27 protein-coding genes are annotated in these 23,638 nt (G+C 61.2%); 10 read left to right on the forward strand and 17 right to left on the reverse strand.

Going from position 1 to position 23,638, the window contains the following annotated elements; translation table 11 throughout:
* Window positions 1-161: 161 nt before the first annotated feature.
* From NDJ82_RS19630 to NDJ82_RS19650, 5 genes are all read right to left on the reverse strand, one after another.
* Window positions 162-413: a YfhL family 4Fe-4S dicluster ferredoxin gene (locus NDJ82_RS19630; RefSeq protein WP_057723493.1), complete on the reverse strand. Its 252-nt coding sequence runs from the start codon at window positions 411-413 to the stop codon at window positions 162-164.
* A gap of 102 nt (window positions 414-515) precedes the next feature.
* On the reverse strand, window positions 516-995 hold the full coding sequence (gene coaD, locus NDJ82_RS19635) for a pantetheine-phosphate adenylyltransferase (RefSeq protein WP_003234650.1): 480 nt from the start codon (window positions 993-995) through the stop codon (window positions 516-518).
* A gap of 103 nt (window positions 996-1,098) precedes the next feature.
* Entirely contained in the window at window positions 1,099-2,694 is a 1,596-nt protein-coding gene (locus NDJ82_RS19640; protein WP_099585864.1) for a GMC family oxidoreductase, read from the reverse strand.
* Window positions 2,695-2,732: 38 nt separating this feature from the next.
* Window positions 2,733-3,278, reverse strand: a complete 546-nt coding sequence (locus NDJ82_RS19645; protein ID WP_250926127.1) for a twin-arginine translocation pathway signal protein — start codon at window positions 3,276-3,278, stop codon at window positions 2,733-2,735.
* 28 nt (window positions 3,279-3,306) lie between these two features.
* A complete protein-coding gene (locus tag NDJ82_RS19650) occupies window positions 3,307-4,734 on the reverse strand; it encodes a coniferyl aldehyde dehydrogenase (RefSeq protein WP_250926128.1) in 1,428 nt (475 codons plus the stop codon).
* 147 nt (window positions 4,735-4,881) lie between these two features.
* On the opposite strand from NDJ82_RS19650, the gene NDJ82_RS19655 reads away from it, so the two are divergent.
* Window positions 4,882-5,553 (forward strand): TetR/AcrR family transcriptional regulator, encoded by a 672-nt coding sequence (locus NDJ82_RS19655; protein WP_191946763.1) that lies wholly within the window; start codon window positions 4,882-4,884, stop codon window positions 5,551-5,553.
* 32 nt (window positions 5,554-5,585) lie between these two features.
* On the forward strand, window positions 5,586-6,440 hold the full coding sequence (locus tag NDJ82_RS19660; protein ID WP_250926129.1) for a sulfurtransferase: 855 nt from the start codon (window positions 5,586-5,588) through the stop codon (window positions 6,438-6,440).
* Window positions 6,441-6,490: 50 nt separating this feature from the next.
* On the opposite strand, the gene NDJ82_RS19665 is transcribed toward NDJ82_RS19660, so the two are convergent.
* Genes NDJ82_RS19665 through NDJ82_RS19680 form a run of 4 tightly spaced genes read right to left on the reverse strand, consistent with a single transcriptional unit; the run spans window position 6,491 to window position 10,987 of the window.
* Window positions 6,491-7,483, reverse strand: a complete 993-nt coding sequence (locus NDJ82_RS19665; protein ID WP_250926130.1) for a hydrolase — start codon at window positions 7,481-7,483, stop codon at window positions 6,491-6,493.
* Between the two features lie 54 nt (window positions 7,484-7,537).
* Window positions 7,538-8,155: a 16S rRNA (guanine(966)-N(2))-methyltransferase RsmD gene (rsmD, locus tag NDJ82_RS19670; protein WP_099585858.1), complete on the reverse strand. Its 618-nt coding sequence runs from the start codon at window positions 8,153-8,155 to the stop codon at window positions 7,538-7,540.
* Window positions 8,155-9,639, reverse strand: coding sequence for a M16 family metallopeptidase (locus tag NDJ82_RS19675; protein ID WP_250926131.1), 1,485 nt, complete (start codon window positions 9,637-9,639; stop codon window positions 8,155-8,157). The genes rsmD and NDJ82_RS19675 overlap by 1 nt, the downstream gene beginning before the upstream one ends.
* A complete protein-coding gene (locus tag NDJ82_RS19680; protein WP_112192677.1) occupies window positions 9,632-10,987 on the reverse strand; it encodes a M16 family metallopeptidase in 1,356 nt (451 codons plus the stop codon). The genes NDJ82_RS19675 and NDJ82_RS19680 overlap by 8 nt, the downstream gene beginning before the upstream one ends.
* A 233-nt stretch (window positions 10,988-11,220) precedes the next feature.
* Here NDJ82_RS19680 and ftsY point away from each other — a divergent pair, with 233 nt between their 5' ends.
* The 4 genes from ftsY (at window position 11,221) to rpoH (ending at window position 15,307) form a co-directional block, all read left to right on the forward strand.
* Window positions 11,221-12,639, forward strand: coding sequence for a signal recognition particle-docking protein FtsY (gene ftsY / locus NDJ82_RS19685; protein ID WP_112192676.1), 1,419 nt, complete (start codon window positions 11,221-11,223; stop codon window positions 12,637-12,639).
* On the forward strand, window positions 12,636-13,307 hold the full coding sequence (ftsE, locus tag NDJ82_RS19690) for a cell division ATP-binding protein FtsE (protein WP_017737950.1): 672 nt from the start codon (window positions 12,636-12,638) through the stop codon (window positions 13,305-13,307). The genes ftsY and ftsE overlap by 4 nt, the downstream gene beginning before the upstream one ends.
* Window positions 13,304-14,326, forward strand: a complete 1,023-nt coding sequence (gene ftsX / locus NDJ82_RS19695) for a permease-like cell division protein FtsX (RefSeq protein WP_099585854.1) — start codon at window positions 13,304-13,306, stop codon at window positions 14,324-14,326. Before ftsE ends, ftsX begins: the two co-directional genes overlap by 4 nt.
* Window positions 14,327-14,452: 126 nt before the next feature.
* Entirely contained in the window at window positions 14,453-15,307 is an 855-nt protein-coding gene (gene rpoH / locus NDJ82_RS19700) for an RNA polymerase sigma factor RpoH (RefSeq protein ID WP_003176698.1), read from the forward strand.
* Between the two features lie 124 nt (window positions 15,308-15,431).
* Here rpoH and mtgA read toward each other — a convergent pair whose 3' ends face one another.
* Window positions 15,432-16,154 (reverse strand): monofunctional biosynthetic peptidoglycan transglycosylase, encoded by a 723-nt coding sequence (gene mtgA, locus NDJ82_RS19705; RefSeq protein ID WP_112192675.1) that lies wholly within the window; start codon window positions 16,152-16,154, stop codon window positions 15,432-15,434.
* A 74-nt stretch (window positions 16,155-16,228) separates the two neighbouring features.
* On the opposite strand from mtgA, the gene NDJ82_RS19710 reads away from it, so the two are divergent.
* From NDJ82_RS19710 to trmB, 4 genes are all read left to right on the forward strand, one after another.
* Window positions 16,229-16,606 (forward strand): DUF423 domain-containing protein, encoded by a 378-nt coding sequence (locus tag NDJ82_RS19710; protein ID WP_099585852.1) that lies wholly within the window; start codon window positions 16,229-16,231, stop codon window positions 16,604-16,606.
* Window positions 16,607-16,677: 71 nt separating this feature from the next.
* A complete protein-coding gene (gene thiS, locus NDJ82_RS19715; RefSeq protein WP_160385078.1) occupies window positions 16,678-16,878 on the forward strand; it encodes a sulfur carrier protein ThiS in 201 nt (66 codons plus the stop codon).
* A 48-nt stretch (window positions 16,879-16,926) separates the two neighbouring features.
* The gene (locus NDJ82_RS19720; RefSeq protein WP_250926132.1) at window positions 16,927-17,721 is read left to right on the forward strand and encodes a thiazole synthase; all 795 of its coding nucleotides are present in this window, start codon (window positions 16,927-16,929) and stop codon (window positions 17,719-17,721) included.
* A 9-nt stretch (window positions 17,722-17,730) separates the two neighbouring features.
* On the forward strand, window positions 17,731-18,459 hold the full coding sequence (trmB, locus tag NDJ82_RS19725; RefSeq protein WP_099585850.1) for a tRNA (guanosine(46)-N7)-methyltransferase TrmB: 729 nt from the start codon (window positions 17,731-17,733) through the stop codon (window positions 18,457-18,459).
* Window positions 18,460-18,540: 81 nt separating this feature from the next.
* Here the strand turns inward: trmB and NDJ82_RS19730 are convergent, their stop codons facing one another.
* The 7 genes from NDJ82_RS19730 to NDJ82_RS19760 form a co-directional block, all read right to left on the reverse strand.
* On the reverse strand, window positions 18,541-18,864 hold the full coding sequence (locus tag NDJ82_RS19730; RefSeq protein ID WP_016972961.1) for a DUF3392 domain-containing protein: 324 nt from the start codon (window positions 18,862-18,864) through the stop codon (window positions 18,541-18,543).
* 17 nt (window positions 18,865-18,881) lie between these two features.
* Complete coding sequence (gene hemW / locus NDJ82_RS19735) at window positions 18,882-20,084, reverse strand: radical SAM family heme chaperone HemW (protein WP_250926133.1); 1,203 nt, start codon at window positions 20,082-20,084, stop codon at window positions 18,882-18,884.
* The gene (rdgB, locus tag NDJ82_RS19740; RefSeq protein ID WP_112192673.1) at window positions 20,081-20,677 is read right to left on the reverse strand and encodes an RdgB/HAM1 family non-canonical purine NTP pyrophosphatase; all 597 of its coding nucleotides are present in this window, start codon (window positions 20,675-20,677) and stop codon (window positions 20,081-20,083) included. The genes hemW and rdgB overlap by 4 nt, the downstream gene beginning before the upstream one ends.
* The gene (locus tag NDJ82_RS19745) at window positions 20,674-21,108 is read right to left on the reverse strand and encodes a DUF4426 domain-containing protein (protein ID WP_099585847.1); all 435 of its coding nucleotides are present in this window, start codon (window positions 21,106-21,108) and stop codon (window positions 20,674-20,676) included. The genes rdgB and NDJ82_RS19745 overlap by 4 nt, the downstream gene beginning before the upstream one ends.
* Before the next feature lie 21 nt (window positions 21,109-21,129).
* Window positions 21,130-21,750 (reverse strand): methionine biosynthesis protein MetW, encoded by a 621-nt coding sequence (metW, locus tag NDJ82_RS19750; protein WP_017735309.1) that lies wholly within the window; start codon window positions 21,748-21,750, stop codon window positions 21,130-21,132.
* 28 nt (window positions 21,751-21,778) lie between these two features.
* Entirely contained in the window at window positions 21,779-22,921 is a 1,143-nt protein-coding gene (metX, locus tag NDJ82_RS19755) for a homoserine O-succinyltransferase MetX (RefSeq protein ID WP_112192671.1), read from the reverse strand.
* Between the two features lie 118 nt (window positions 22,922-23,039).
* Window positions 23,040-23,630, reverse strand: a complete 591-nt coding sequence (locus tag NDJ82_RS19760) for a YggT family protein (protein ID WP_099585845.1) — start codon at window positions 23,628-23,630, stop codon at window positions 23,040-23,042.
* Between the last annotated feature and the right edge of the window lie 8 nt (window positions 23,631-23,638).

Consider the following 23,638-nt stretch of genomic DNA (forward strand, 5'->3'; position numbering starts at 1 on the left):
GGTCGATCAGCTCTTGGGGAATGGATGGAAGGTCTCGCGGGGCCTCACGGGCCGGTTTCTTTTTGGTCGGCATACATGCACCTCTATCAACATGTTATGCCCGAACACAAAATTTATGACAGTCCCGCCCCCGATGAGACCTTAACAGGCATTTAAGATCTTCAGGCCTTACCGGTAATCTTCCGGTACTTCTCCATCAATTGCTCTTCCGTCTCCGGACGCGCCTCATCCAGCGGAATGCAATCCACCGGGCACACCTGCTGGCACTGGGGCTCGTCATAGTGGCCGACGCACTGGGTACACAGGTTCGGGTCGATTACGTAGATCTCCTCACCTTGGGAAATCGCAGCGTTCGGGCACTCGGGTTCGCAGACGTCGCAATTGATGCAATCGTCGGTGATGATCAGGGACATGGAAACTCCTGCCAGGGCGCTCGGCCAAGGCATCTGAAAACTAATGCGCGCAATTGTGCCGCATTGGCGCCTGCAGTGCGAGCAGGCGCCGATAGAGTGGTCTTACTTCTTGAAGCGCAGGGTCAGCGCGTCGGCCACGGCTGGATGCACGAACTTGGTGATATCTCCGCCCAAAGCGGCGATTTCACGAACCAACGTCGAGGAAATGAACGAATAACGTTCCGACGGCGTGAGAAACAGGCTCTCAACGTCCGGCGCCAGTTGACGGTTCATGTTGGCCAGTTGGAATTCGTATTCGAAGTCCGATACCGCACGCAGGCCGCGCAGGAACACATTGGCGTTCTGCTCTTTGGCGAAGTGCGCCAGCAGCGTCGAAAAACCTACCACTTCTACGTTAGGCAGGTGCCTGGTGACCTCACGCGCCAGCTCCACGCGCTGTTCCAGGGGAAACAGCGGGTTTTTCTTGGGGCTGGCCGCGACCGCGATGATCACATGGTCGAACAAGCGAGAGGCGCGTTCGACCAGATCGCCATGGCCTTTGGTAATCGGGTCGAAGGTTCCTGGGTACAACACTCGGTTCATCGCGTCGTCCTGGCGGAGTCCGTTGGGGAACCGGATGGTATCGCAGCCATCCCGGTCGGCCAAGTCGACTTATGTAGATACATGCCGCTGATCGAGCGTTTTTTCATGCTGTTTTCAGACGTTCGGCCAATGCACTGGCCAGTTGCGCGGTCAATCCGTACACCGATAATTGGGGATTAGCCCCAATACTGGTGGGGAATAACGAGCCATCGTGGATCGACAGATTGCGCAATTGGTGATGGCGACCCAGGCTGTCGGCCACAGCGTTCTTCGGGTCTTCCCCCATGGCGCAACCGCCCATTACATGGGCGCTGCCCAGGGTTGTGCGATGCAGTTCCAGGTTCAAACCGTCAATCAGGTCACGGGCTTGGGTCAAGGTATTCACGTAGCGTGCATCGTGATGCAGCGGCTTGACCGACTTGGCGCCCGCTGCGAATTGAATCTCGGCCATGCTGTGAAAGGCGCGGCGCAGGCCGTCCCAGGCGTAGGGCGAAACCTGATAGTCGAGGACGGGGGTGCCGTCACCGCGCAGATCTACCGTGCCGCCGGGGCTGTCGGGATGAAATCCGTCGCGCAAGAGGGCGAGCATCGCGTGAGTATTGGGTAATTGGCTCATGTCCAGCGCGTTCCCGGTGCCGTAACCGCCAAACAGGGTGCTGGCCAATCCAGGGTGTAAGGGCGGCGCTTCCAGCTTGTAGGACATTTTGCCGGTGGTGCCGTCCTGCCATTGGAAGTGGTCGGAATAGATTGATTGCGGCGCGCCGTAGAACGGGTTGATCACCTCGTCGAACAGCCCAGCGGAGAAATTCACCAGATGCAGGAACGTGCGCTTGCCCAGGCGCGAGTGAGGGTCGGGTGCATCCGAGCGCATCAGCAGTGCCGGGCTGTTGATACCGCCGCCCGATAGCACGTAATGCCTGGCCTTGACCGTGATCCTGCGGCCGGTCGGCGATACGCAGCGCTCATCCATGGCCACGCATTCCAGGCTGCTGATGGTATCGCCGCTGTAGTTGAGGCGTTCGGCACGGGCCAGGTAGAGCAACTCGCCACCTTTCTCCAGGGTGGACGGTATGGTGGTCACCAGCATCGATTGCTTGGCATTGACCGGGCAACCCATGCCGCAATAGCCCAGGTTGAAACAGCCGCGCACATTGCGCGGGATCACATGCCAGCTATAACCGAGCTTTTCACAGCCTTTGCGGATTACGTCGTTGTTGGCGTTTGGCGGGATAGCCCAAGGCGCGATGCCCAAGCGCTGTTCCATTTTCTCGAACCATGGCGCCATCTCGGCGCTGCTGTGGCCCTTGACCGCGTATTCGCTGGCCCAGTGGGCGAGGGTGGCGTCCGGGGTGCGAAAGCTCGATGTCCAGTTGATCAACGTGGTGCCGCCGACTGCCCGCCCCTGCAGGATGGTGATCGCGCCGTCCTTGCTCATGCGGCCGATGCCTTCCTGGTACAGGCTGGCGTAGGCCTCGTCCTCCAGCAGCTTGAAATCGCTGCTGGTCTTGAGCGGGCCTTCCTCGATCAGCAGCACCTTGTAGCCGGCGGCGCTGAGGATCTCGGCCGTGGTGCCGCCCCCGGCGCCGCTGCCGATGATGGCGACGTCGGCTTCCAGCGTCAGGTCATTGTCGAGGGCGGCGCCGTTGTGGGTTTTCCAGCCACGGGCCAGGCCTTCGCGGAACAGATCGGGTACGGGCATCAGGGTCGTCTCTTGTTTTTATTGTGGAGGGATGCAGATCAGATCTTCGGCGGGCCGGGATAGCCGCAATGGGCCCAGGACGCCGGCCGGAAGTACCAGGCCATGATAACCAGCTTGAGCAGCGAACCTTGGCCCATGCGCAGCAGGTTCAGGTAGCTGTTTTCCCAGCGGTGCAGGAAGTTGCGGATTTGCTCTGCGCTGGCGTTCTCCCAACTGCCCCAGATACCGGTCAACGGCCCACGGGTAATGCCCATGCCCAATACGTCGAACAGTTGCTGGGTGAGCTTGAACATCTCCGGCGACAGATGCTGCAGGCTGAAGTCGAGCTTTTTCAGGGTGTCTTCGACGCCGTTGGCGACTTCCTGGGTGCTGGCTACACCCTCCAGCAAGACCGGAATGACCGCGCGCAGAAACGGCAGATCACTGCTGCGCAACAGGGCAAAGCCGCTGGCCGGTGTGCTGCTGGAGCAGCCGCTGAGGCTGGCGCCAAGCCCGGCGGTGGCCAGGAAGGCGCTGGCGCACAGGCCGATTTTCAACACGCCGCGCCGCGACAGTGCGGGTGAATCAGTCAGGCTAGGGTTCATTGTTATTGTTATCCCGTAGGTGGCGGTATCAGCGAACGAACAACTTCTGGATCAACTTCTGGATGGCTTTGCCGTAAGGCGGGTATATCAACTTGGCAGCGTTCAGGCGCTGTTTCACCAGCACCCCCTTGGCTTTGCTGAAGGTCAGGAACCCCTCATGGCCGTGGTAATGGCCCATGCCCGACGGGCCGATGCCGCCAAACGGCATGTCGTCCTGGGCCACGTGCAACAGGGTGTCGTTCAGGCACACGCCGCCGGAATGGGTCTCGTGCAGCACGCGGTTCTGTTCGCCCTTGTTGTAGCCGAAGTAATACAAGGCGAGTGGGCGAGGGCGTTGGTTGATGTAGGCAAACGCTTGGTCGATACCGCGATAGGGCACGATCGGCAGCACGGGGCCGAAGATCTCGTCCTGCATCACGGTCATGTCATCGCTGACATTCAGCAGCAGGCTGTGGGCCATGCGGCGCGCCTGGCCTTGCTCATACAACGGAACCAGCGTGGCGCCTTTGTCGGTGGCGTCCTTGATGTAGGCATTGAGCCGGGCCAATTGCCGCTCGTTGATGATGGCGGTGTAGTCCGGGTTGTCGGTCAGGGTCGGATAAAACCCGCGAACGGCGTTGCTGTAAGCCTCGACGAAACCTTCGACGCGGTCTTCCGGCACCAGCACATAATCCGGCGCGACGCAGGTTTGCCCGGCATTCAAGGCTTTGCCGAAAGCGATGCGTTCGGCGGCGTCCTTGAGCGGCACATCGGCGGAAACGATGGCGGGCGACTTGCCGCCCAGCTCCAGGGTGACCGGCGTAAGGTGTTCCGCCGCCGCGCGCATCACGTGTTTGCCAATGCTGGTGGCGCCGGTGAACAGCAAGTGGTCGAAGCGCAGCTTGGAAAACGCCATGCCCACGTCGGCCTCACCCAGCACCACGCACACCAGGTCCTCGGGGAAGATCTTCGCCAGCAGGGTTTTGAGTAGCGCGCCAGTGGCGGGAGTGGACTCGCTGAGCTTGAGCATCACCCGATTGCCCGCCGCCAACGCGCCCACCAACGGCCCGATGGCCAGGTACAGCGGGTAGTTCCACGGCACGATCACGCCGACCACGCCCAGCGGCTGGTAAATGACCTTGGCTGACGCCGGTTGAAAGGCAATGCCTACAGCACGGCGCGAAGGTTTCATCCAGCCCTTGAGGTGTTTGCTGGCGTAGTGAATGCCGTGCAGGCTGGGCATCAATTCGGCGAACAGGGTTTCGTCGGCGCTGCGGTGGCTGAAATCCTGGCTGATCGCGTTGATCAGCGCCTGGCGCTCGTCGCTGAGCAGGTCGCGCAGGGCCTTGAGCCATTGCTGGCGTTGCGCGGCTGGCGGCATGGGGTTGGCGGCGTAGGCGCGGCGTTGAGTGTCGAACAGGTCCTGGAGTTGATCCAGCACCTGGGAGTCCTGCAGGTAGGCAACGTTGGCAGACATGGCGCAGCACCGATTGTTATTGGTCTGCCTGGATTTTTAGAGTCATTGCTCTAAATTGTCAAATAACATTGCGGCAACATGCAGATTTATCCTGGCAAGGATAGGTCGTAAGATGCCCCATCACGTGTATAGAAGCTGATTCCCCCTATGGCCCCACGAGTAAAGACCAGCGAGCGCATTGTGCAAACCAGCCTGGAGCTTTTTAACCAGCAGGGCGAGCGCAGTATCAGCACCAACCATATCGCCGCCCATATGGAAATTTCGCCGGGGAACCTGTACTACCACTTCCCCAACAAGCAGGCGATCATCGCCGTGCTGTTTCGTGAATACGAAGCGCTGGTCGACAGCTTTCTGCGCCCACCACAGGGGCGCGCCGCGACTGTCCAGGATAAGCGTTTCTACCTGCAGGCCTTGCTGGCCGGGATGTGGCGCTATCGCTTCCTGCATCGCGACCTTGAGCATCTGCTGGAGAGCGACCCTGAACTGGCCACCGGCTATCGGCGTTTTTCCCAGCGTTGCCTGATCCAAGGCAATGCGATCTACCAGGGGTTTGTCGACGCGGGCATCCTCAATATGGACCCGGTTCAAACCGAAGCCCTGACCCTCAATGCCTGGATCATCCTCACGTCCTGGGTGCGGTTCTTATGCACCACCAATGAAAACTCCGCCCAATTGAGCGCCGAAGCCATCAAGCGCGGGGTGTATCAGGTGCTGGTGCTGGAGGCGGGTTTTGTCACGCCTCAGGCGAAAGAGGCGGTGGATGCGCTGTTCAAAGAGTTTTACGTGCCGTTGAACCAGGCACTGGAAGAAGTGAAGTAGACCTTTCCCACATGCATTCGTAGGAGTTCGTCATGCCGCTTGCCCAACTGATCAGTCCCCAGCAACTGGCCGAGCGCCAGAAGGCCGGCGGGGTGGTGATCCTGGATTGCCGTTTTGCCTTGGAAGACCCGGACTACGGGCGTTGCAGCTATGCCGAAGGGCATATCGAAGGCGCGCAATACGCCGATCTGGAGCGACACCTCAGTGGCCCGGTGACCAAGGGCGTCACTGGACGTCACCCATTGCCGGCGGCGGACACCTTGGTTCAGCAATTGCGGGCCTGGGGCATCAGCGCAGATACCAATATTGTGCTGTATGACGACGGCCCCGGCGCCTATGCCGCCCGCGCCTGGTGGCTGCTGGCCTGGCTGGGCAAGCGCGATGGCGTGTTTATCCTGGATGGCGGCCTCAAGGCCTGGCACTCCGCCGGTTTCCCGCTGAGCCTGGACGCGCCGCTGGTTGAGCCTGGGACGTTCGCCGGTACGCCGGACAACCGCCTGCTGGTGGACGCCGAACACCTGCAAAAACGCTTGGCCCAGTCGGGTCTGACCCTGATCGACGCCCGCGCTCAAGCACGTTTTCGCGGCGAAGTGGAGCCGATCGACCCGATCGCCGGGCACATCCCTGGCGCGCAATGTGCGGCCTTCAACGAAAACCTGGGCGCCGATTGCCGCTTCCTTCCGGCTGAACAGCTCAAGCAGCGCTTCGCCGCCCAACTGCAAGGCCGCTCGCCGGATGAGCTGGTGGCGTATTGCGGTTCCGGCGTGACGGCTTGCCACAACCTGTTCGCCCTGAGCCTGGCGGGTTATCCGTTGGGCAAGCTGTATGCGGGGTCGTGGAGTGAGTGGATTACTGATCCGGCGCGGGCGATTGCTACGGGCGACTGAGTTCCCAGCCGTGTAAACCCAATCCAAATGTGTGAGGGGGGCAAGCCCCCTCACACATGTGCCCTAAGCCATTGTGGGATGCGGCGCTCCAGGTAGTAGCTGGGGCGTTTCAGTGAGCCATCGACGAAGCCCACGTGCCCACCTTTGGCCGTCAGCTCAAATTCGGTGCACGCCGACAGCTCGCTGGCCTCGGGCAAGCTGTGGGCGAAGACGAACGGGTCGTCGGCGGCATGGATAATCAGGGTCGGTGTGCGAATGTCGCCCAGGTAATATCGACTCGATGCCTTTCGGTAATAATCCTCTGCACTGAGAAAACCGTGCAACGGCGCGGTTACCCGGCCATCGAAGTCCCAGAATGTACGCATCTTCTCCAGGGATCCGAGTGCTTCAAGGGTTTTTAGCCCATCCTCTCGACCATCCTGCAAAAACTGACGCTGCTTGACGCGGATATACGCCAACATCTCGCGCATGAAGTGCTTCTGATACACCCGCGAAAACCCCAGCCCGATGCGGTCTGCGCATTGGTCCAGGCGAAACGGCACCGACACCGCCGCCGCGCCTTGCAGCCCCGATGCTTCGCCGGTTTCACCCAGGTGCTTGAGCAATACATTGCCGCCAAGGGAATAACCCACGGCATACAACGGCGCCAATGGCCGCTTGGCGCGCAAGTGCGCAATTGTTGCGGCCAGGTCTTCGCTGGCGCCCGAGTGATAGCTGCGGGCCAACAGATTTGGTTCCCCTGAGCAGCCTCGCCAGTTCAGCGCCACACTGGCCCAGCCTTGTGCGGCGAGGACTTTTTGCAGTCCGGCCACGTAAGGCGAGTTGGATGAACCGGTCAGCCCGTGCAGCACCAGCACCAAGGGGGCTTGCGCGTCATGGGGCCCATGCCAGTCGAGGTCGAGAAAATCGCCGTCTTCCAGCCACAGGCGTTCGCGTTGGCGCTCGATATGGGTAGTGGGACGCCACAACGGCCCCCACAGTGTTTGCAGGTGGGGGTTGCCGAGGCCGAAGGCGGGGGTGAATCTTTCAGAAGAAGGGGTCATGCAGATCTCTGTGGCATGGGGTGAGCGGGCCCACCACAGAAGCCCGCACTGAGACTACTCGGCGTGTTCTACCACCCGGTGCCACAAAGCGTAATACACCCGCCCGGATTTCTGCTCCCGGTGCAGACGCCACGCGCCCGGTAAACCCAGGGTGGACGGCGCGGTCTCGCTTTCAGTGTAGATCCACGCATCCGGCGCCAGCCATTGGCGTTCTTCCAGCAGTGCGCACACGGTGGGCAGCAGGTTCTGGTTGAACGGTGGGTCGAGGAACACAACGTCGTACTCGCTGGCCGCCTGGGTTTCCAGGTAGCGCAGAGCGTCGGCCGTTTGTACCTGGCCATTGGTGCAACGCAGCGTGCCCAGGTGTTCCTTGAGGCTGGAGACCGCGACATTGCTGGCATCCAGCGCCTGTGCCTGGGATGCGCCACGGGACAACGCCTCCAGGAACAGTGCGCCACTACCGGCGAACGGGTCCAGCACCTTGGCGCCCGCGATGTACGGCGCGAGCCAGTTGAACAGGGTTTCACGCACGCGATCCGGCGTTGGGCGCAGGCCCACGACATCGGGGAAGCTCAGCTTGCGGCTGCCCCATTCACCGCCAATGATGCGCAGTTGGCCCACACCGTTGTGTACGTTGTGGACAGGTTTTTTCGGGCGAGATGAACTGGCCATTAATGCTCCGGAACCCCGAGCGGCTGCTCGGCGGGTTTATCAGTGGGGGGCGGTAGTGGCTTTTGCGCAATCGTCGGGCCGGCGGTCACGATGACCATCTTGTCGGCGCTCAAGTGTTTATTCATTGCAGCCTTGACCTGCTCTACGGTCAGGGCCTGGGATTGTTTCATGAAATCTTCCAGATAGCTCAGCGGCAGGTTGTAGAAACCCATGGCGCCCAGCTGGCCGACGATATCGGCGTTGCTCGCGGTAGACAGCGGGAAGCTGCCGGCCAGCTCGCGCTTGGCGTCATCCAGCTCTTTTTGCGTCGGGCCGGTCTTGAGGTAATCGGCGACTACGTCTTCAACCAGGCGCAGGGTGCCGCCACTCATTTCGGCGCGGGTCTGCAGGTTGATCATGAACGGACCGCGTACCTGCATCGGCGAGAAGCCGGAGTAAACACCGTAGGTCAGGCCACGCTTTTCACGGACTTCGCTCATCAAGCGGGTACCGAAGCCGCCGCCGCCGAGGATCTGGTTACCCAGGGACAAGGCCGCGTAGTCCGGGTCGGCGCGGTCGATACCGAGTTGGGCGAACAGCAAGTGGGTCTGCTTGGACGGAAACTCGATACGGCTCAGGCCGGCCTTGGGTTCGGTCGGCTGGGCAATCTTCGCCAGGGCCGGGCCTTTAGGCAGCGATGCGGACACTTTCGCCGTCATGGCTTCGGCTTCGGCGCGGGTCAGGTCACCGACCACTGCAATCACCGCATTACCGGCGGCGTAAGCCTTGGCATGGAACGCCTGCAACTGTGCCAGGGTGATTTTCGGCACGCTTTCTGGTGTGCCTTCGCTTGGGTGTGCGTAAGGGTGATCGCCGTACAAGCGCTTGAACAGCTCCAGGCTCGCCAGTTTGCCGGGGTTCTGCTTCTGGTATTCGAAGCCGGCGAGGATCTGATTCTTGATGCGGGCCAGGGAGTCGGCCGGGAAGGTCGGTTTGCCGATCACTTCGTCAAACAGCGCCAGAGCGGCGTCGCGTTTATCGCTGGCGCTCAAGCTACGCAGGGACACCAGCGCCATGTCGCGGTAGGCGCCGTTGCCGAAGTCGGCACCCAGGCCTTCAAAACCACTGGCGATCTGGCTGACATCCTTGCCAGGAATACCTTCGTTGAGCATGGCGTTGGTCATCAGCGCCAGGCCCTGCACATCGCCGTCCTGGCTGCTGCCGGCGGCGAACAGGATGCGCATGTCGAACATCGGCAGCTCATGGGCTTCAACAAACAGCACCTTGGCGCCTTCGGCGGTGGTCCAGGTTTGCACGTCGAGCTTGCGGTTGGTCGGCGCCTTGCCGTCCAGTTCTGCCAGGGATTGCAGCGTGTTGGCCGATTGAGCTTTTTCCAGCGCGGGGCTGGCTACCGATTCACTCGGGCGCAGGAAATACACGGCGCTCGCCGCGATCAGGGTGACGGCGATCAGGCCGGGCAGGATCAGGCTTTTGCGATCACTCATGAGCAGTCTCCTCAGGCAGAACATGGGCGACGCTCAGACGTTCGCGGGTGAAATAGGTGCGCGCGGCCTTTTGGATGTCTTCCGGGGTCACGCTTTGCAGGTCGGCGAGTTCGCTGTCCATGAGTTTCCAGGACAGGCCCACGGTCTCCAGGGAGCCGATGGCCGTGGCCTGGCTGGTGATGGAGTCACGCTGGTAGACGAGGCCGGCGATGACCTGGGCGCGGATTCGCTCCAGCTCTTCGGCGGTTGGCGGCTTGGCCTTCAACTCGTCCAGCAACCGCCACAGGCCGGCTTCGGCTTGGGCAATGGTCTTTTTCTTCTGCTGGTTCGGTGTGGCCGACAGCATGAACAGCGTATCGCCACGGGTGTAGGCGTCGTAGTTGGTGGAGGCGGCCGACACCAGCTCTTCACCGCGTTCCAACTGCTCCGAGATGCGTGCGCTGTAGCCGCCATCCAACAGGGCCGAGATCAGGCGCAGGGCTTGTACCGAACGTTTGTCTTCGGCAGTCGCCAGGCCCGGCACGTTGAATCCGAGCATCACACTCGGCAATTGGGTCTGCACGTGCATCGTCAGCAGGCGTTCGCCGGGTTCGGCCAACTCCATCGGGATCTTGGCGGGCGGTACGTCGCGCTTGGGGATCGGGCCAAAGTAGCGCTGGGCCAGGGTTTTCACCTCGTCCGGGGTCACGTCGCCGACGACCACCAGGGTGGCGTTGTTCGGCACGTACCAGGACTGGTACCAGTGGCGCAGTTCCTCGACCTTCATGCGGTCCAGGTCGGCCATCCAGCCGATGGTCGGCGTGTGGTAGCCGCTGGCCGGGAAAGCCATGGCCTTGAAGCGCTCGAAGGCCTTGGACATCGGGTTGTCGTCGGTGCGCAGGCGGCGTTCTTCTTTGATGACCTCGATTTCGCGGCTGAACTCGTCGGCCGGCAGGCGCAGGCTGGCCATGCGATCGGCTTCGAGTTCGAAGGCCACGCCCAGGCGGTCGCGGGCCAGGACTTGGTAGTACGCGGTGTAGTCATCGCTGGTGAACGCGTTTTCTTCGGCGCCCAGGTCGCGCAGGATCAGCGAGGCTTCGCCGGGGCCGACTTTGGCGCTGCCCTTGAACATCATGTGTTCCAGGGCGTGGGACAAACCGGTCTGGCCCGGGGTTTCGTAGCTCGAACCCACCTTGTACCAAACCTGGGAAACCACCACCGGGGCGCGATGATCTTCGCGCACGACGACCTTGAGACCGTTGTCCAGGGTGAATTCGTGGGTGGGTTGTGGGTCGGCAGCCAAAGCTGAAAGAGGCAGACAAACTGTGCTGAACAGCAGGCCTGCGGCGCGGCGGGCTAGAGCATTCATTCGTTTTTAAACCTGTTGGGCTGCCCGCTTGGTCTTAGCGTCGGCGGGCGAGGAGGTGCTAGGATACTGGTCGAATATACGGACGGCCACTGCGGCAGTCTTGTTGAGGCCCTATTTTGGCCTTACAAAATGTTGCGCATGAACGAGCTGGCTAAAAAACAGTCTGTTACGCATCGAATTTTATTTACCGGCGCGCCCCTCTGGCGCGTCGCTACCTTGAGATAGCCGTCTCCATGTTTGGTTCCAACGACGACAAGAAGACCCCAGCTGCGGCTGGCGAGAAGAAAGGCCTGTTCGGATGGCTGCGCAAAAAGCCGCAGGAAACCGCTGTTGAACAGCCACAGGTTCAAGCTGAGCCGATCCCCGACCCTATAGTAGAAGCCGAACCGGTTGCCGAAGCGCCGGCGCCGGTGGTGTTGCCGATGGCTGAGCCGGTGTTGCAGCCGGTGGTTGAGGCTGAGCCGGAACCTGAGCCCGAGCACAAGCCATGGCCTGAGTTGCCGGTGGCCGAAGAGCCCGTGGCGTTGGTCGAAGACGTCCAGGCTGAACACCTGGCCCCGCCGATTCCTGCGGTGGTTGAGCCGGTTGAGGTAGTGGTCCAGGCGCCGCCCGTTGTCGAAGTCCCTGCGCCTGTTGCTGTTGTGGTCGCTGCGCCCGTCCAGGTTGTCGAGGCTATCGAGGTTGTCGAGCCAGAACCGCTCGCTCCCTCTGCAGAAACCACCAAGACCGGCTTCTTCGCCCGCCTCAAGCAAGGCCTGAGCAAGACCAGCGCCAGCATCGGCGAAGGCATGGCCAGCCTGTTCCTGGGCAAGAAGGTCATTGATGACGAGCTGCTGGAAGACATCGAAACCCGCCTGCTGACCGCCGACGTGGGCGTCGAAGCCACCGCCGTGATTATCCAGAGCCTGACCCAGAAGGTCGCGCGCAAGCAGTTGACCGATGCCGACGCACTCTACAAATCCTTGCAGGCCGAACTGGCCGCGATGCTCAAACCCGTGGAAGCCCCGCTGGTGATCACCCCGAACAAGCCGTTCGTGATCCTGGTGGTGGGCGTCAATGGCGCAGGCAAGACCACTACCATCGGCAAGCTGGCCAAGAAGCTGCAACTGGAAGGCAAGAAAGTCATGCTCGCCGCCGGTGACACCTTCCGCGCCGCCGCCGTTGAGCAATTGCAGGTCTGGGGCGAGCGCAACAAGATCCCGGTGATCGCCCAGCACACCGGGGCCGACTCCGCTTCGGTGATCTTCGACGCCGTGCAAGCCGCCAAGGCCCGTAACATTGATGTGCTGATCGCTGATACCGCCGGTCGCCTGCACACCAAAGACAACTTGATGGAAGAGCTGAAGAAAGTGCGCCGCGTGATCGGCAAGCTTGATGCCGACGCGCCCCACGAAGTGCTGCTGGTGCTGGACGCCGGTACAGGCCAGAACGCCATCAGCCAGGCCAAGCAATTCAACCAGACGGTGCAACTGACCGGCCTGGCATTGACTAAGCTCGACGGCACAGCCAAAGGTGGCGTGATCTTCGCCCTGGCCAAACAGTTCGGGTTGCCGATTCGTTATATCGGCGTCGGTGAAGGCATCGATGACCTGCGCACCTTTGAAGCCGAACCCTTTGTAGAGGCACTGTTTGCCGAGCGGGAGCGTTCATGATTCGATTCGAACAGGTCGGTAAACGCTATGCCAACGGGCATGTGGGCTTGCATGAGCTGAGCTTTCGAGTGCGGCGCGGCGAGTTCTTGTTTGTAACCGGGCATTCTGGCGCCGGTAAAAGTACCTTGTTGCGCCTGCTGCTGGCCATGGAACGCCCGACCACCGGCAAGTTGCTGCTGGCCGGCCAGGACCTGGCCACCATCAGCAATGCGCAGATTCCGTACCTGCGCCGGCAGATCGGCGTGGTGTTCCAGAACCACCAGTTGCTGTTCGATCGGACGGTATTCAACAACATTGCCCTGCCATTGCAGATTCTCGGGCTGTCCAAGGCCGAGATCGTCAAGCGCGTGGACTCGGCCCTGGAGCGCGTGGCGCTGTCGGACAAGACCGACCTCTACCCTGGCGACCTCTCCACCGGCCAGCAACAGCGCGTCGGCATTGCCCGCGCCATCGTCCATCGCCCGGCCTTGCTGCTGGCGGACGAACCTACCGGTAACCTCGACCCGCGTCTGGCGGCCGAGATCATGGGGGTGTTCGAGGACATCAACCGCCTGGGCACCAGCGTATTGATCGCCAGCCACGACCTGGCGCTGATCGCCCGCATGCGCCACCGCATGCTGACCCTGCAACGCGGTCGTCTGATCGGTGATGGGGAGGCCGGCGTATGAGTGCCACCCGCAGCCCCAAGGTTTCCGAGCGCGTGGCGCCGAAACCGGCCGACCCGCAACCGAAAAAGAAAAAACACGACGATGACGACGGTCCGGACTTCAGCACGCTGCTGCGCGCCTGGATCGAAAGCCATCGTGCCAGCCTGCTGGACAGCCTGCGTCGCCTGGGCAAGCAGCCGATCGGCAGCTTTTTCACCTGTCTGGTAATGGCTGTGGCCTTGAGCCTGCCGATGGGTTTGTCCCTGCTGCTTAATAATGTCGAGCGTCTGGGCGGTTCCTGGCAGCGTGCGGCGCAGATTTCGCTGTACCTGAACCTGGATGCCAGTACCCAGCAAGGCGAAGCGCTGCGTGACGACATCAAGAACATTCCTGGCGTGGCGGATGCCGAGTACGTCAGTCGCGACCAGGCGCTTGAGGAGTTCCAGCAACAGTCCGGCCTGGGTGAGGCGCTCAAGGAGCTGCCGCAGAACCCGCTGCCAGGCGTGGTGCTGGTGACGCCGAACGAAGTGGACAAGACCGCCCTGGAAGCCCTGCGTCAAAAACTCGCAGAGATGCCCAAGGTGCAACAGGCGCAACTTGATCTAGTCTGGGTTGAGCGCCTGGCCGCCATCCTCAAGCTGGGCGACCGTTTTGTGTTCGGCCTGACGGTGCTGTTGGTGTCTGCATTACTTTTGGTGATAGGTAATACCATTCGTCTTCATATTGAAAACCGTCGCACCGAGATAGAAGTGATTAAACTGGTCGGCGGCACGGACAGCTATGTGCGTCGGCCTTTTCTGTACATGGGTGCGCTTTATGGCCTGGGTGCGGGGATTTTGTCCTGGGGCGTGTTGGCATTTGGCCTGGACTGGCTGAACGACGCGGTAATCGGGCTTGCCGGGTTGTACGGCAGCGATTTTGCCCTGGCCGGCGTGCCGGTAGCCGATGGTCTGAGCCTCTTGCTTGGCGCGGTCTTGTTGGGTTATATCGGTGCGTGGATTGCGGTCGCACGGCATTTACGTGAGCTGGCACCGAAGTAGTTAATGTCAGATTAATGTGGTTTCGTTTGTATTGACCGTATCAGTGGTTTAGGGAACTTGTCCTACGGTTCCCGGTCAATTTTCGCAGTGCTGAACTGCACGAGTTATGTAAGTCGGAGGTTTCGTATGACCACTTCTTTGCAACCTGCTTATGCCTTGGTCCCGGGTGCGAACCTGGAAGCCTATGTGCATACGGTCAACAGCATTCCATTGCTGACACCCGAGCAGGAGCGTGAACTGGCCGAGAGTCTCTATTATGAGCAGGATTTGGGGGCGGCTCGGCAGATGGTGCTCGCCCACCTGCGTTTTGTCGTACATATCGCCCGTAGCTATAGCGGCTACGGCCTGGCCCAGGCTGACCTGATCCAGGAAGGCAACGTTGGCCTGATGAAGGCGGTCAAGCGCTTCAACCCGGAAATGGGTGTGCGCCTGGTGTCGTTCGCGGTTCACTGGATCAAGGCGGAAATCCACGAGTTCATCCTGCGCAACTGGCGCATCGTGAAAGTCGCGACCACCAAGGCCCAGCGCAAACTGTTCTTCAACCTGCGCAGCCAGAAGAAACGCCTGGCGTGGCTGAACAACGAGGAAGTCCACCGCGTGGCCGAAAGTCTCGGCGTGGAGCCCCGTGAAGTGCGCGAGATGGAAAGTCGCCTGACCGGCCATGACATGGCCTTCGACCCGGCCGCTGAAGCGGACGACGACAGCGCCTTCCAATCGCCGGCCAACTACCTGGAAGACCACCGGTACGACCCGGCGCGTCAACTGGAGGACGCCGATTGGAGCGACAACTCCAACCACAACCTGCACGAAGCGCTGGAAGTGTTGGACGACCGCAGCCGTGACATCCTCTACCAGCGCTGGCTGGCGGAAGAAAAAGCCACGCTGCATGACCTGGCGCAGAAGTACAACGTGTCGGCCGAGCGGATTCGTCAGCTTGAGAAAAGCGCGATGAACAAGCTGAAGTTGTCGATCGCCGCCTAAAGGGTAACGCGGTCAAAATGTGGGAGGGGGCTTGCCCCCGATTGCAGTGGGTCAGCTACAAATAAGCTGACTGATCCACCGCTATCGGGGGCAAGCCCCCTCCCACATTTGTTTCTGTGTTGGGTCAGTCGGACCAGGGCGCTTTGCGGGAGTTGTTTAGCTCAAGCAGGTAGCCATCGCCACCGAGTTGACTCATCTGCTGCCGAATCCAAGCCGCCCGCCGCGCCACATACGCGGTCGGATGGCTGGCACTCCACACCCGTGGGTTTGGCAGCACCGCCGCCAGGTAACTGGCCTGCTGCCGTGAAAGCCCCTTGGCACTCACACCAAAGTGATGCCGCGCCGCCGCTTGCGCGCCGAACACCCCTTCATCCCATTCCACGCTGTTGAGGTACACCTCAAGGATCCGCTCCTTGGGCCACAGCACCTCGATCAACCCGGTAAACCAGGCTTCCAGCCCTTTGCGCAAATAACTGCGGCCAGCCCACAGGAACAGGTTTTTCGACACCTGCTGGCTCAACGTACTGGCCCCGCGAATCGAGCCGCCGCGCTCGTTGTGCAGGATCGCCGCCTGGATCGCGCCGAAATCAAAGCCCCAATGCTGCGGGAAGCGCTGGTCTTCACCGGCCATCACCGCCACTTTGAGCTCATCGGATATCTCGTCCCACGGCACCCAGGTGCGCTGCAGGTCAATGGGTTCGCCGTCGAACCAGGATTCGACCTTGCGCTCCACCATCAGCGCAGTGAACGGCGGCGGGACGACACGAAACAGCAGCACCAGCAATACACTGCCGATGGCAAACCATTTCACGACGTTGAGAAAGCGTTTGAAGAGGAGACGCAGCATAGAGATGGCTTGGCCGAACCCGTTGAGCGGGCCATTATACAGACCCTGCCCGATGAGTCTGACTGGAGTTCCCCATGCTGCGAAGCTTTCTGATGCTGGCCGCGTTTTTCGGCTTCACCGGTGTCGCCCTCGGCGCCTTTGCCGCACATGGCCTGAAAAACCGTCTGAGCGCCGAATACCTGGCGATCTTCCATACCGGCGTGACCTACCAACTGGTGCACACCCTCGCACTGTTTGGCGTGGCATTGCTGGCGGCCCATCTTCCCGGCCGCCTGGTGACGTGGGCCGGTATCTCATTTGTCATCGGTATCCTGCTGTTCTCCGGCAGCCTGTATGTGTTGACTACCACGGGCATCAGCAAGCTCGGCATCATCACGCCGTTCGGTGGCCTGGCATTCCTGCTCGGCTGGTTCTTCCTCGGCCTGTTTGCCTGGCGCTTGCAGGTCGTCTGACCAAGGGACTTGGGCCAGCAACACCAATCAAGCTAGAATGCTGGCCCCTAAAAACGATGGCGGCCCGTGGCATGCGCATTCAGTTGAACGGCGAATCCTTTGAACTGCCCGACGGCGCAACCGTTGCGGCCCTGCTGACCCGCCTGGAACTGACCGGGCGTCGTGTTGCAGTGGAGCTCAACCTGGATATCGTCCCGCGTAGCCAGCATGAAGGCACCGCGCTCAGCGACGGTGACCAGGTCGAAGTAGTCCACGCCATCGGCGGCGGCTAGTCGCCTGCCCGAATTCTGCAGAACCTCACCCCATTACGAGGATTTCCCATGAGCATCGTTCGTAGCGACAAGCCTTTCGTTCTGGCCGGTCGTACCTACCAGTCCCGCCTGCTGGTCGGCACCGGCAAGTACCGCGACATGGAAGAAACCCGCCTGGCCATCGAAGCCTCGGGTGCCGATATCGTGACCTTCGCCGTGCGCCGCACCAACCTCGGCCAGATCGAGGGCGAGCCGAACCTGCTCGAAGTGCTGTCGCCGGATCGCTACACCTTCTTGCCGAACACCGCCGGTTGCTATGACGCCATCGAAGCCGTGCGCACCTGCCGCTTGGCCCGTGAGCTGCTCGACGGCCACAACCTGGTGAAGCTGGAAGTACTGGCCGACCAGAAAACCTTGTTCCCCAACGTGATCGAAACCCTCAAGGCCGCTGAAACGCTGGTCAAGGAAGGCTTCGACGTGATGGTCTACACCAGTGATGACCCGATCATCGCCCGTCAATTGGCGGAAATCGGCTGCATCGCAGTGATGCCGCTGGCCGGTCTGATCGGCTCCGGCCTGGGTATCTGCAATCCGTACAACCTGCAGATCATCCTTGAAGAAGCCAAGATCCCGGTGCTGGTGGATGCCGGCGTAGGCACCGCCTCCGACGCGACCATCGCCATGGAGCTGGGCTGCGACGCCGTGCTGATGAACTCGGCCATCGCCCATGCCCAACAACCGATCATGATGGCCGAAGCCATGCAACACGCCATCGTCGCAGGCCGCCTGGCCTACCTCGCCGGGCGCATGCCGAAAAAACTCTACGCCAGCGCCTCTTCGCCGCTGGATGGTCTGATCAAGTAAGAGCCATTGATGACTGAATCAAACGAAACGCCGAACACCGTGGAAGCCGCAGGCGACGAGTCCAAGCACCGCCGCATCAAGAGTTTTGTGATGCGCGCCGGTCGCATGACCGAAGGCCAGCAAAAGGGCCTGGAGCAAGGCACGCCGCTGTTCGTATTGCCCCTGGCCGATGCGCCGGTGGACTACGACCAAGTGTTCGGCCGCTCGGCCCCGCGTTCCCTGGAGATCGGTTTCGGCATGGGCCATTCCCTGCTGGAAATGGCCGCCGCTGCGCCGGACCAGGACTTCATCGGCGTGGAAGTGCACCGTCCAGGTGTCGGCGCACTGCTTAACGGCGTGCTGACCCAAGGCCTTACCAACCTGCGCGTCTACGACTGCGACGCGATTGAAGTGCTCAACCGCTGCATTGCCGACAACAGCCTCGACCGCCTGATGCTGTTCTTTCCGGACCCATGGCACAAATCCCGTCACCACAAGCGCCGCATCGTCCAGGCGTCCTTTGCGGAACTGGTGCGCAGCAAGCTTAAAGTTGGCGGCATCCTGCACATGGCCACCGACTGGGAGCCCTATGCCGAATACATGCTGGAAGTGATGGACGTTGCCCCTGGCTACCGCAACCTGGCGCAAGACGGCAAATGCGTGCCACGCCCGGCTGAGCGGCCGATCACCAAGTTCGAACGTCGCGGTGAGCGGTTGGGGCATGGGGTTTGGGATTTGAAGTTCGAGAAGCTGGCCTGACCCGCTTTCGAATTGAAATGCAGTAAAAATGTGGGAGGGGGCTTGCCCCCTCCCACATTTGGTTCTGTGTTGGGTTTGAGGTCAGCGGCGGTCTGCGACTACCCCAATCAACACCAGCACCACCACCAGCACCGGCGCCAGGCTGTAGTTATTGAACTGGCTCAACCCCCGCACAATCCACGGTGTGGCATAGATCAACGCCGCACCGCTGCCGATCATGCACACCAGTGCCATCAGCGGCACGCGCAAGGCGCCGGCGATGCTGCCCAGGCGTGCTTCGACCCAGCCCTTGATGTCGGCGCCGAACAGCACCAGCAAACAGCCCACAAGGGCCAGGGAGATTTCCGACAGGTTGCTGCGGCTCCAGCGGGATACGGTGGCGAGCAGGTCGAGTACCAAATCCATGTGACTTCCTTAGAGCGTCAGCTCAAAAACTTCTGCAACAGGTCATTGAGAAAGAGTTGCCCACGGTCGGTGGCCGCCAGGCGTGACGGTTCGACCTGCATTAAGCCACTTTGTTCTGCCTCGCGACGTGCCTCGTCGAGGCTTGCCAGGTCGAGGCCGGTGCGCTCGGCGTAGAGCTTGGCGTCGACGCCTTCGGTGAGGCGCAAGGCATTCATCAGGAATTCGAAGGGTAGCTCGTCGTTGGTCAGTTCCTTCGCGCCGGCCTGGAAGCTTTTGGCCGGGTTGAGGTAGTCCTTTGGCGCACGGGTTTTCCAGGTGCGCACAATGCGCCCGTCCGGGTGGCTGAGCTTGCCGTGGGCGCCGGCGCCGATGCCGATAAAGTCGCCGAAGCTCCAGTAATTCAGGTTATGTCGCGCCGGACGGCCCGGTTGGGCATAGGCCGATACTTCATATTGGGCGTAACCGTGTTCGGCCAGCAGCGCCTGGCCAGCTTCCTGGATGTCCCACAGGGTGTCGTCTTCCGGCAGCGCTGGCGGCTGGTTCCAGAACACGGTGTTGGGTTCCAGGGTCAGTTGGTACCAGGACAAATGCGTGGGTTTGAGCGCGATGGCCTGGCGCAGGTCGCCGAGGGCGTCGTCCAGGGACTGATCGGGCAGGCCGTGCATCAAGTCCAGGTTGAAGTTATCGAACCCGGCCTGGCGCGCCATACCGGCGGCGCGTACAGCTTCATCGCCATTGTGGATGCGGCCCAGGGCCTGGAGTTTTTCCTGCTGGAAGCTCTGGATGCCGATGGACAGGCGGTTGATCCCCAGCTTGCGGTACGCCACGAACTTCTCTTGTTCGAACGTGCCGGGGTTGGCTTCCAGGGTTATCTCGATATCGCTGGCAAACGCAATGCGCGCTTCTACACCTTTGAGCAGGCGGCCCAGTGCTGCGGCGCTGAACAGGCTGGGCGTGCCGCCACCAAAGAAAATCGAGCTCAACTCCCGGCCATATACGGCGTGCAGGTCCTGGTCCAGGTCGGCCAGCAGGGCGTCCACATACTCTTCTTCCGGCAGCACTTTGCTTGCGGTGTGGGAGTTGAAGTCGCAATACGGGCATTTGCGCACGCACCACGGGATGTGGATATACAGCGCCAGGGGCGGCAGCACAGGCAGGGCCGCCCGGGGTGTTTGCGCGCCGCCGTGGATCAGCGGCAGCGCCGGGGTGTCGTGGGTCATTTCAGGCTCAGGCGTTGGCGCAGCAAATCCATTGCGCGGGCGCGGTGGCTGATCTGGTTCTTGTCGGTCGGGCTCAGTTCGGCGCTGGAGACGTTGCGCTCCGGCACCCAGAACAGCGGGTCATAGCCAAAGCCATGCTCACCGCTGGCCGCATGCAGGATGCGCCCGTGCCACAGGCCTTCGCACAGAATTGGCAACGGGTCGTCCGCGTGGCGTACCAGAGCCAGCACGCAGACGAACTGCGCGCCGCGCATCGCGTCCGGCACGTCCTTGAGGGCGTCCAGCAGCTTGGCATTGTTGGCTGCGTCACCTTTGCCATCGGCGTAGCGCGCCGAATAAATGCCGGGTGCGCCGCCGAGGAAATCCACCGCCAGCCCCGAGTCATCCGCCAACGCCGGCAGGCCGGAAATACGTGCGGCATTCCGCGCTTTGAGGATGGCATTCTCGACGAACGACAAGCCGGTCTCTTCCGGCTCGACCTGGCTGAACTCGCCAATCGAGCGCAGTTGCACCGACTCGCCGAGCATGGCCTGGAGTTCTTTGAGTTTGCCGGCGTTATGGCTGGCCAGTACCAGTTGAGTAAGGTTCATCATTGCGCCGGAAACAGTTCCTGGTTGAACTGGAAGCTATGGGCTTTGCCGCCAGTTTCAACGTTGATGGTAAAGGTCTTGTATTCACGCTGGGTCACGGAGTAGGGCGCGAGGTAGCTGATCCCGCCTTTTTCTTCGATTTGCTTGAACGTCAGCATCTCGCTCTTGCCGCCCAGGTCCTTGATGGTACCGGTCACTTGGGCCGCGACTGGGGCCACGCCCTTGATCACGGTCACATTGATCAAACCCTTCTCCTTGCTGCGCACCACGCCGGCTTTTTGGGCGGTTTCGGGTGGCAGGAAGCTTGAGGTGAAGGTGTTGTAGTGCACGGTGATATCACCGAAGTCTTTCTTGCGATTAGCGTCGATAGTGTCCGCAGCCATGGCATTGGCGCCCAGGCATGCGGTCAGTAGAAAAATAGCCAAGCGACTCATAAACGTCCCTCTCGAAAATGCTTAGACGGCAATTTTGTGGTCGGTCAGACCAGGGCTGCTGACCCGGTAGATACCGATTTCGCCCAACAGATTGGGCCATAGTTTACTCGCCCAGCCGTGGCGGTGCTGTTGATCGACGGCAAGGCGGTTGATCACCTTGGCTTCACGCTCGCCACACAGCGCTTCGAAGTCTTCGAAGGTGCAGAAGTGGATGTTCGGCGTGTTGTACCAGGTGTACGGCAGGAAATCCGACACCGGCATGCGACCCTTGGTCGCCAGGTACCAGCGGCAGCGCCAGTGGCCGAAGTTGGGGAAGGTGATGATGCACTGGCGACCCACGCGCAGCATTTCGTCGAGGATGCGGTCCGGGTAGTGCACTGCTTGCAGGGCCTGGGTCATCACCACGATGTCGAAACTGTTGCTGGCAAAGTTGCCCAGGCCCTTGTCCAGGTCCTGCTCGATCACGTTGATGCCCTTGGCCACGCATTGGGCGATGTTGTCTGGGTCGTTTTCCAAGCCGTAGCCGGTGACTTGCTTGTTGTCGCGCAGCCAGCTCAGCAGTTCGCCATCGCCGCAGCCCAGGTCGAGCACGCGGCTGCCGGCGGGGATCCAGTCTTGGATGATGTCCAGGTCGGCTCTCATGGCGTTCTCACCTCAAAGCGTAAGCAATTCATATAAGCGAAATGCGGTTCATGTAGTTGCTAAAAGCCTGCAAATAACGCGGGATCGGGATCAGGAAGGCGTCGTGGCCTTGCGGAGCATCGATCTCCAGGTAGCAGACGTCTTTGCGTGCGGCCATCAGCGCGTCCACCAGCTCACGGGAGCGCGCCGGCGAGAAGCGCCAGTCGGTGGTGAACGACATCACGCAGAACTTGGCCGTAGCGCCTTCGAAGGTTTTCGCCAGGTCGTCATCAAAGTTGGCGGCTGGGTCGAAGTAGTCCAAAGCCTTGGTCATCAGCAGGTAGGTGTTGGCGTCGAAACGCCCGGAGAACTCCTCGCCCTGATAACGCAGGTAGCTTTCCACCTGGAATTCGACGCTGTGGAAGTCGTAGTTGAGCTTCTCGCTTTTGAGACCACGGCCGAATTTCTCGCCCATGGAGTCGTCGGACAGGTAGGTGATATGCCCGACCATCCGCGCCAGCATCAGGCCGCGCTTGGGAATCACACCAGCTTCCTGGAACGAACCGCCGTGGAACTCGGGGTCGGTGAGGATTGCCTGGCGCGCCACTTCGTTGAAGGCGATGTTCTGTGCCGACAACTTGGGGGCCGAGGCAATGGCCAGGCAATGGCGCACGCGGTCTGGGTAAGTGATGGTCCATTGCAGCGCCTGCATACCGCCCAGGCTGCCACCGATCACGGCGGCCCATTGGCTGATGCCCAGCAGGTCGGCGAGACGCGCCTGGCTGTGCACCCAGTCTTCCACGGTGAGCACCGGGAAGTCGGCGCCGAACGGCTTGCCGGTTTCCGGGTTGAGGCTGCTGGGGCCGGTGGAGCCGTTGCAGCCGCCGAGGTTGTTCAGGCTGACCACAAAGAACTTGTTGGTGTCGATGGGCTTGCCGGGACCGATGCAGCTGTCCCACCAGCCGGGCTTGCGCTCGTCGGCACTGTGGAAACCCGCAGCATGGTGATGGCCGGACAAGGCGTGGCAGATCAGCACGGCGTTGCTCGCCGTGGCGTTCAGTTGGCCATAGGTTTCGTAGATCAGGTCGTAGGCGGGTAGCGAACGGCCGCAGGCCAAGGCCAGGGGTTCGCTGAAGTGCGCCACTTGGGGCACGACCAGTCCAACAGAATCGGGGGGGAAGGCAGCTGGCATCGACCCTGCTCTCGTTTAAATGAGGCGTAAGTCTAAAGACCGCTGCACCCAGCGGCAAGCAAAGGCCTGCGCGGTGCGAAATGAGGGAGGGAGCAAGTCCCTCCCACCTTTGTTCACATCAGATCAGCAAGCGCAGAATCTCTGGCATCCCGGTCATGGCCGCCAGGTTGTTGATCACTAGCATGTCCAGCAGCTTGAGCACCATGAACGCGAGGATCGGCGAGATATCCAGGCCGCCCAGGTTCGGCAGCAGACGGCGGAACGGCGCCAGGGCCGGCTCGCAGATCTGATTGACCAGCTCGGCGCCAGGGTTGTGGCTGCCCGGGGCGACCCAGGACAGGATCACGCTGATGATCATGGCGAAGAAGAAAATCTTCAGGAACAGCGCGGTCACGCCGATGATTGCCCAGATCAGCAACTGTACGAAATTGCCGGTGGTGCCGTAGGTCAGCAGCAGGGTCAGCGCCATCAAGGCCAACTGCACCAGGATCGCCAGCACCAGCGAGGACATGTCCAGGCCGAACAGGCTAGGGATCACTCGGCGCAGCGGCTTGAGCAACGGCTGGGTGGCCTTGACGATGAACTGGCAGAGCGGGTTGTAGAAGTTGGCGCGTACCAGTTGCAGCACGAAACGCAACAGCACGATCAGCAGGTAAAGGCTGCCGAGGGTTTGCAGCACGTAGACGGCTGCGGTGTTCAAACCAATCATGTTGGCTC

Source organism: Pseudomonas sp. SR18 (genome assembly GCF_023701505.1).
Taxonomy (GTDB): Bacteria; Pseudomonadota; Gammaproteobacteria; order Pseudomonadales; family Pseudomonadaceae; genus Aquipseudomonas; species Aquipseudomonas cyclaminis.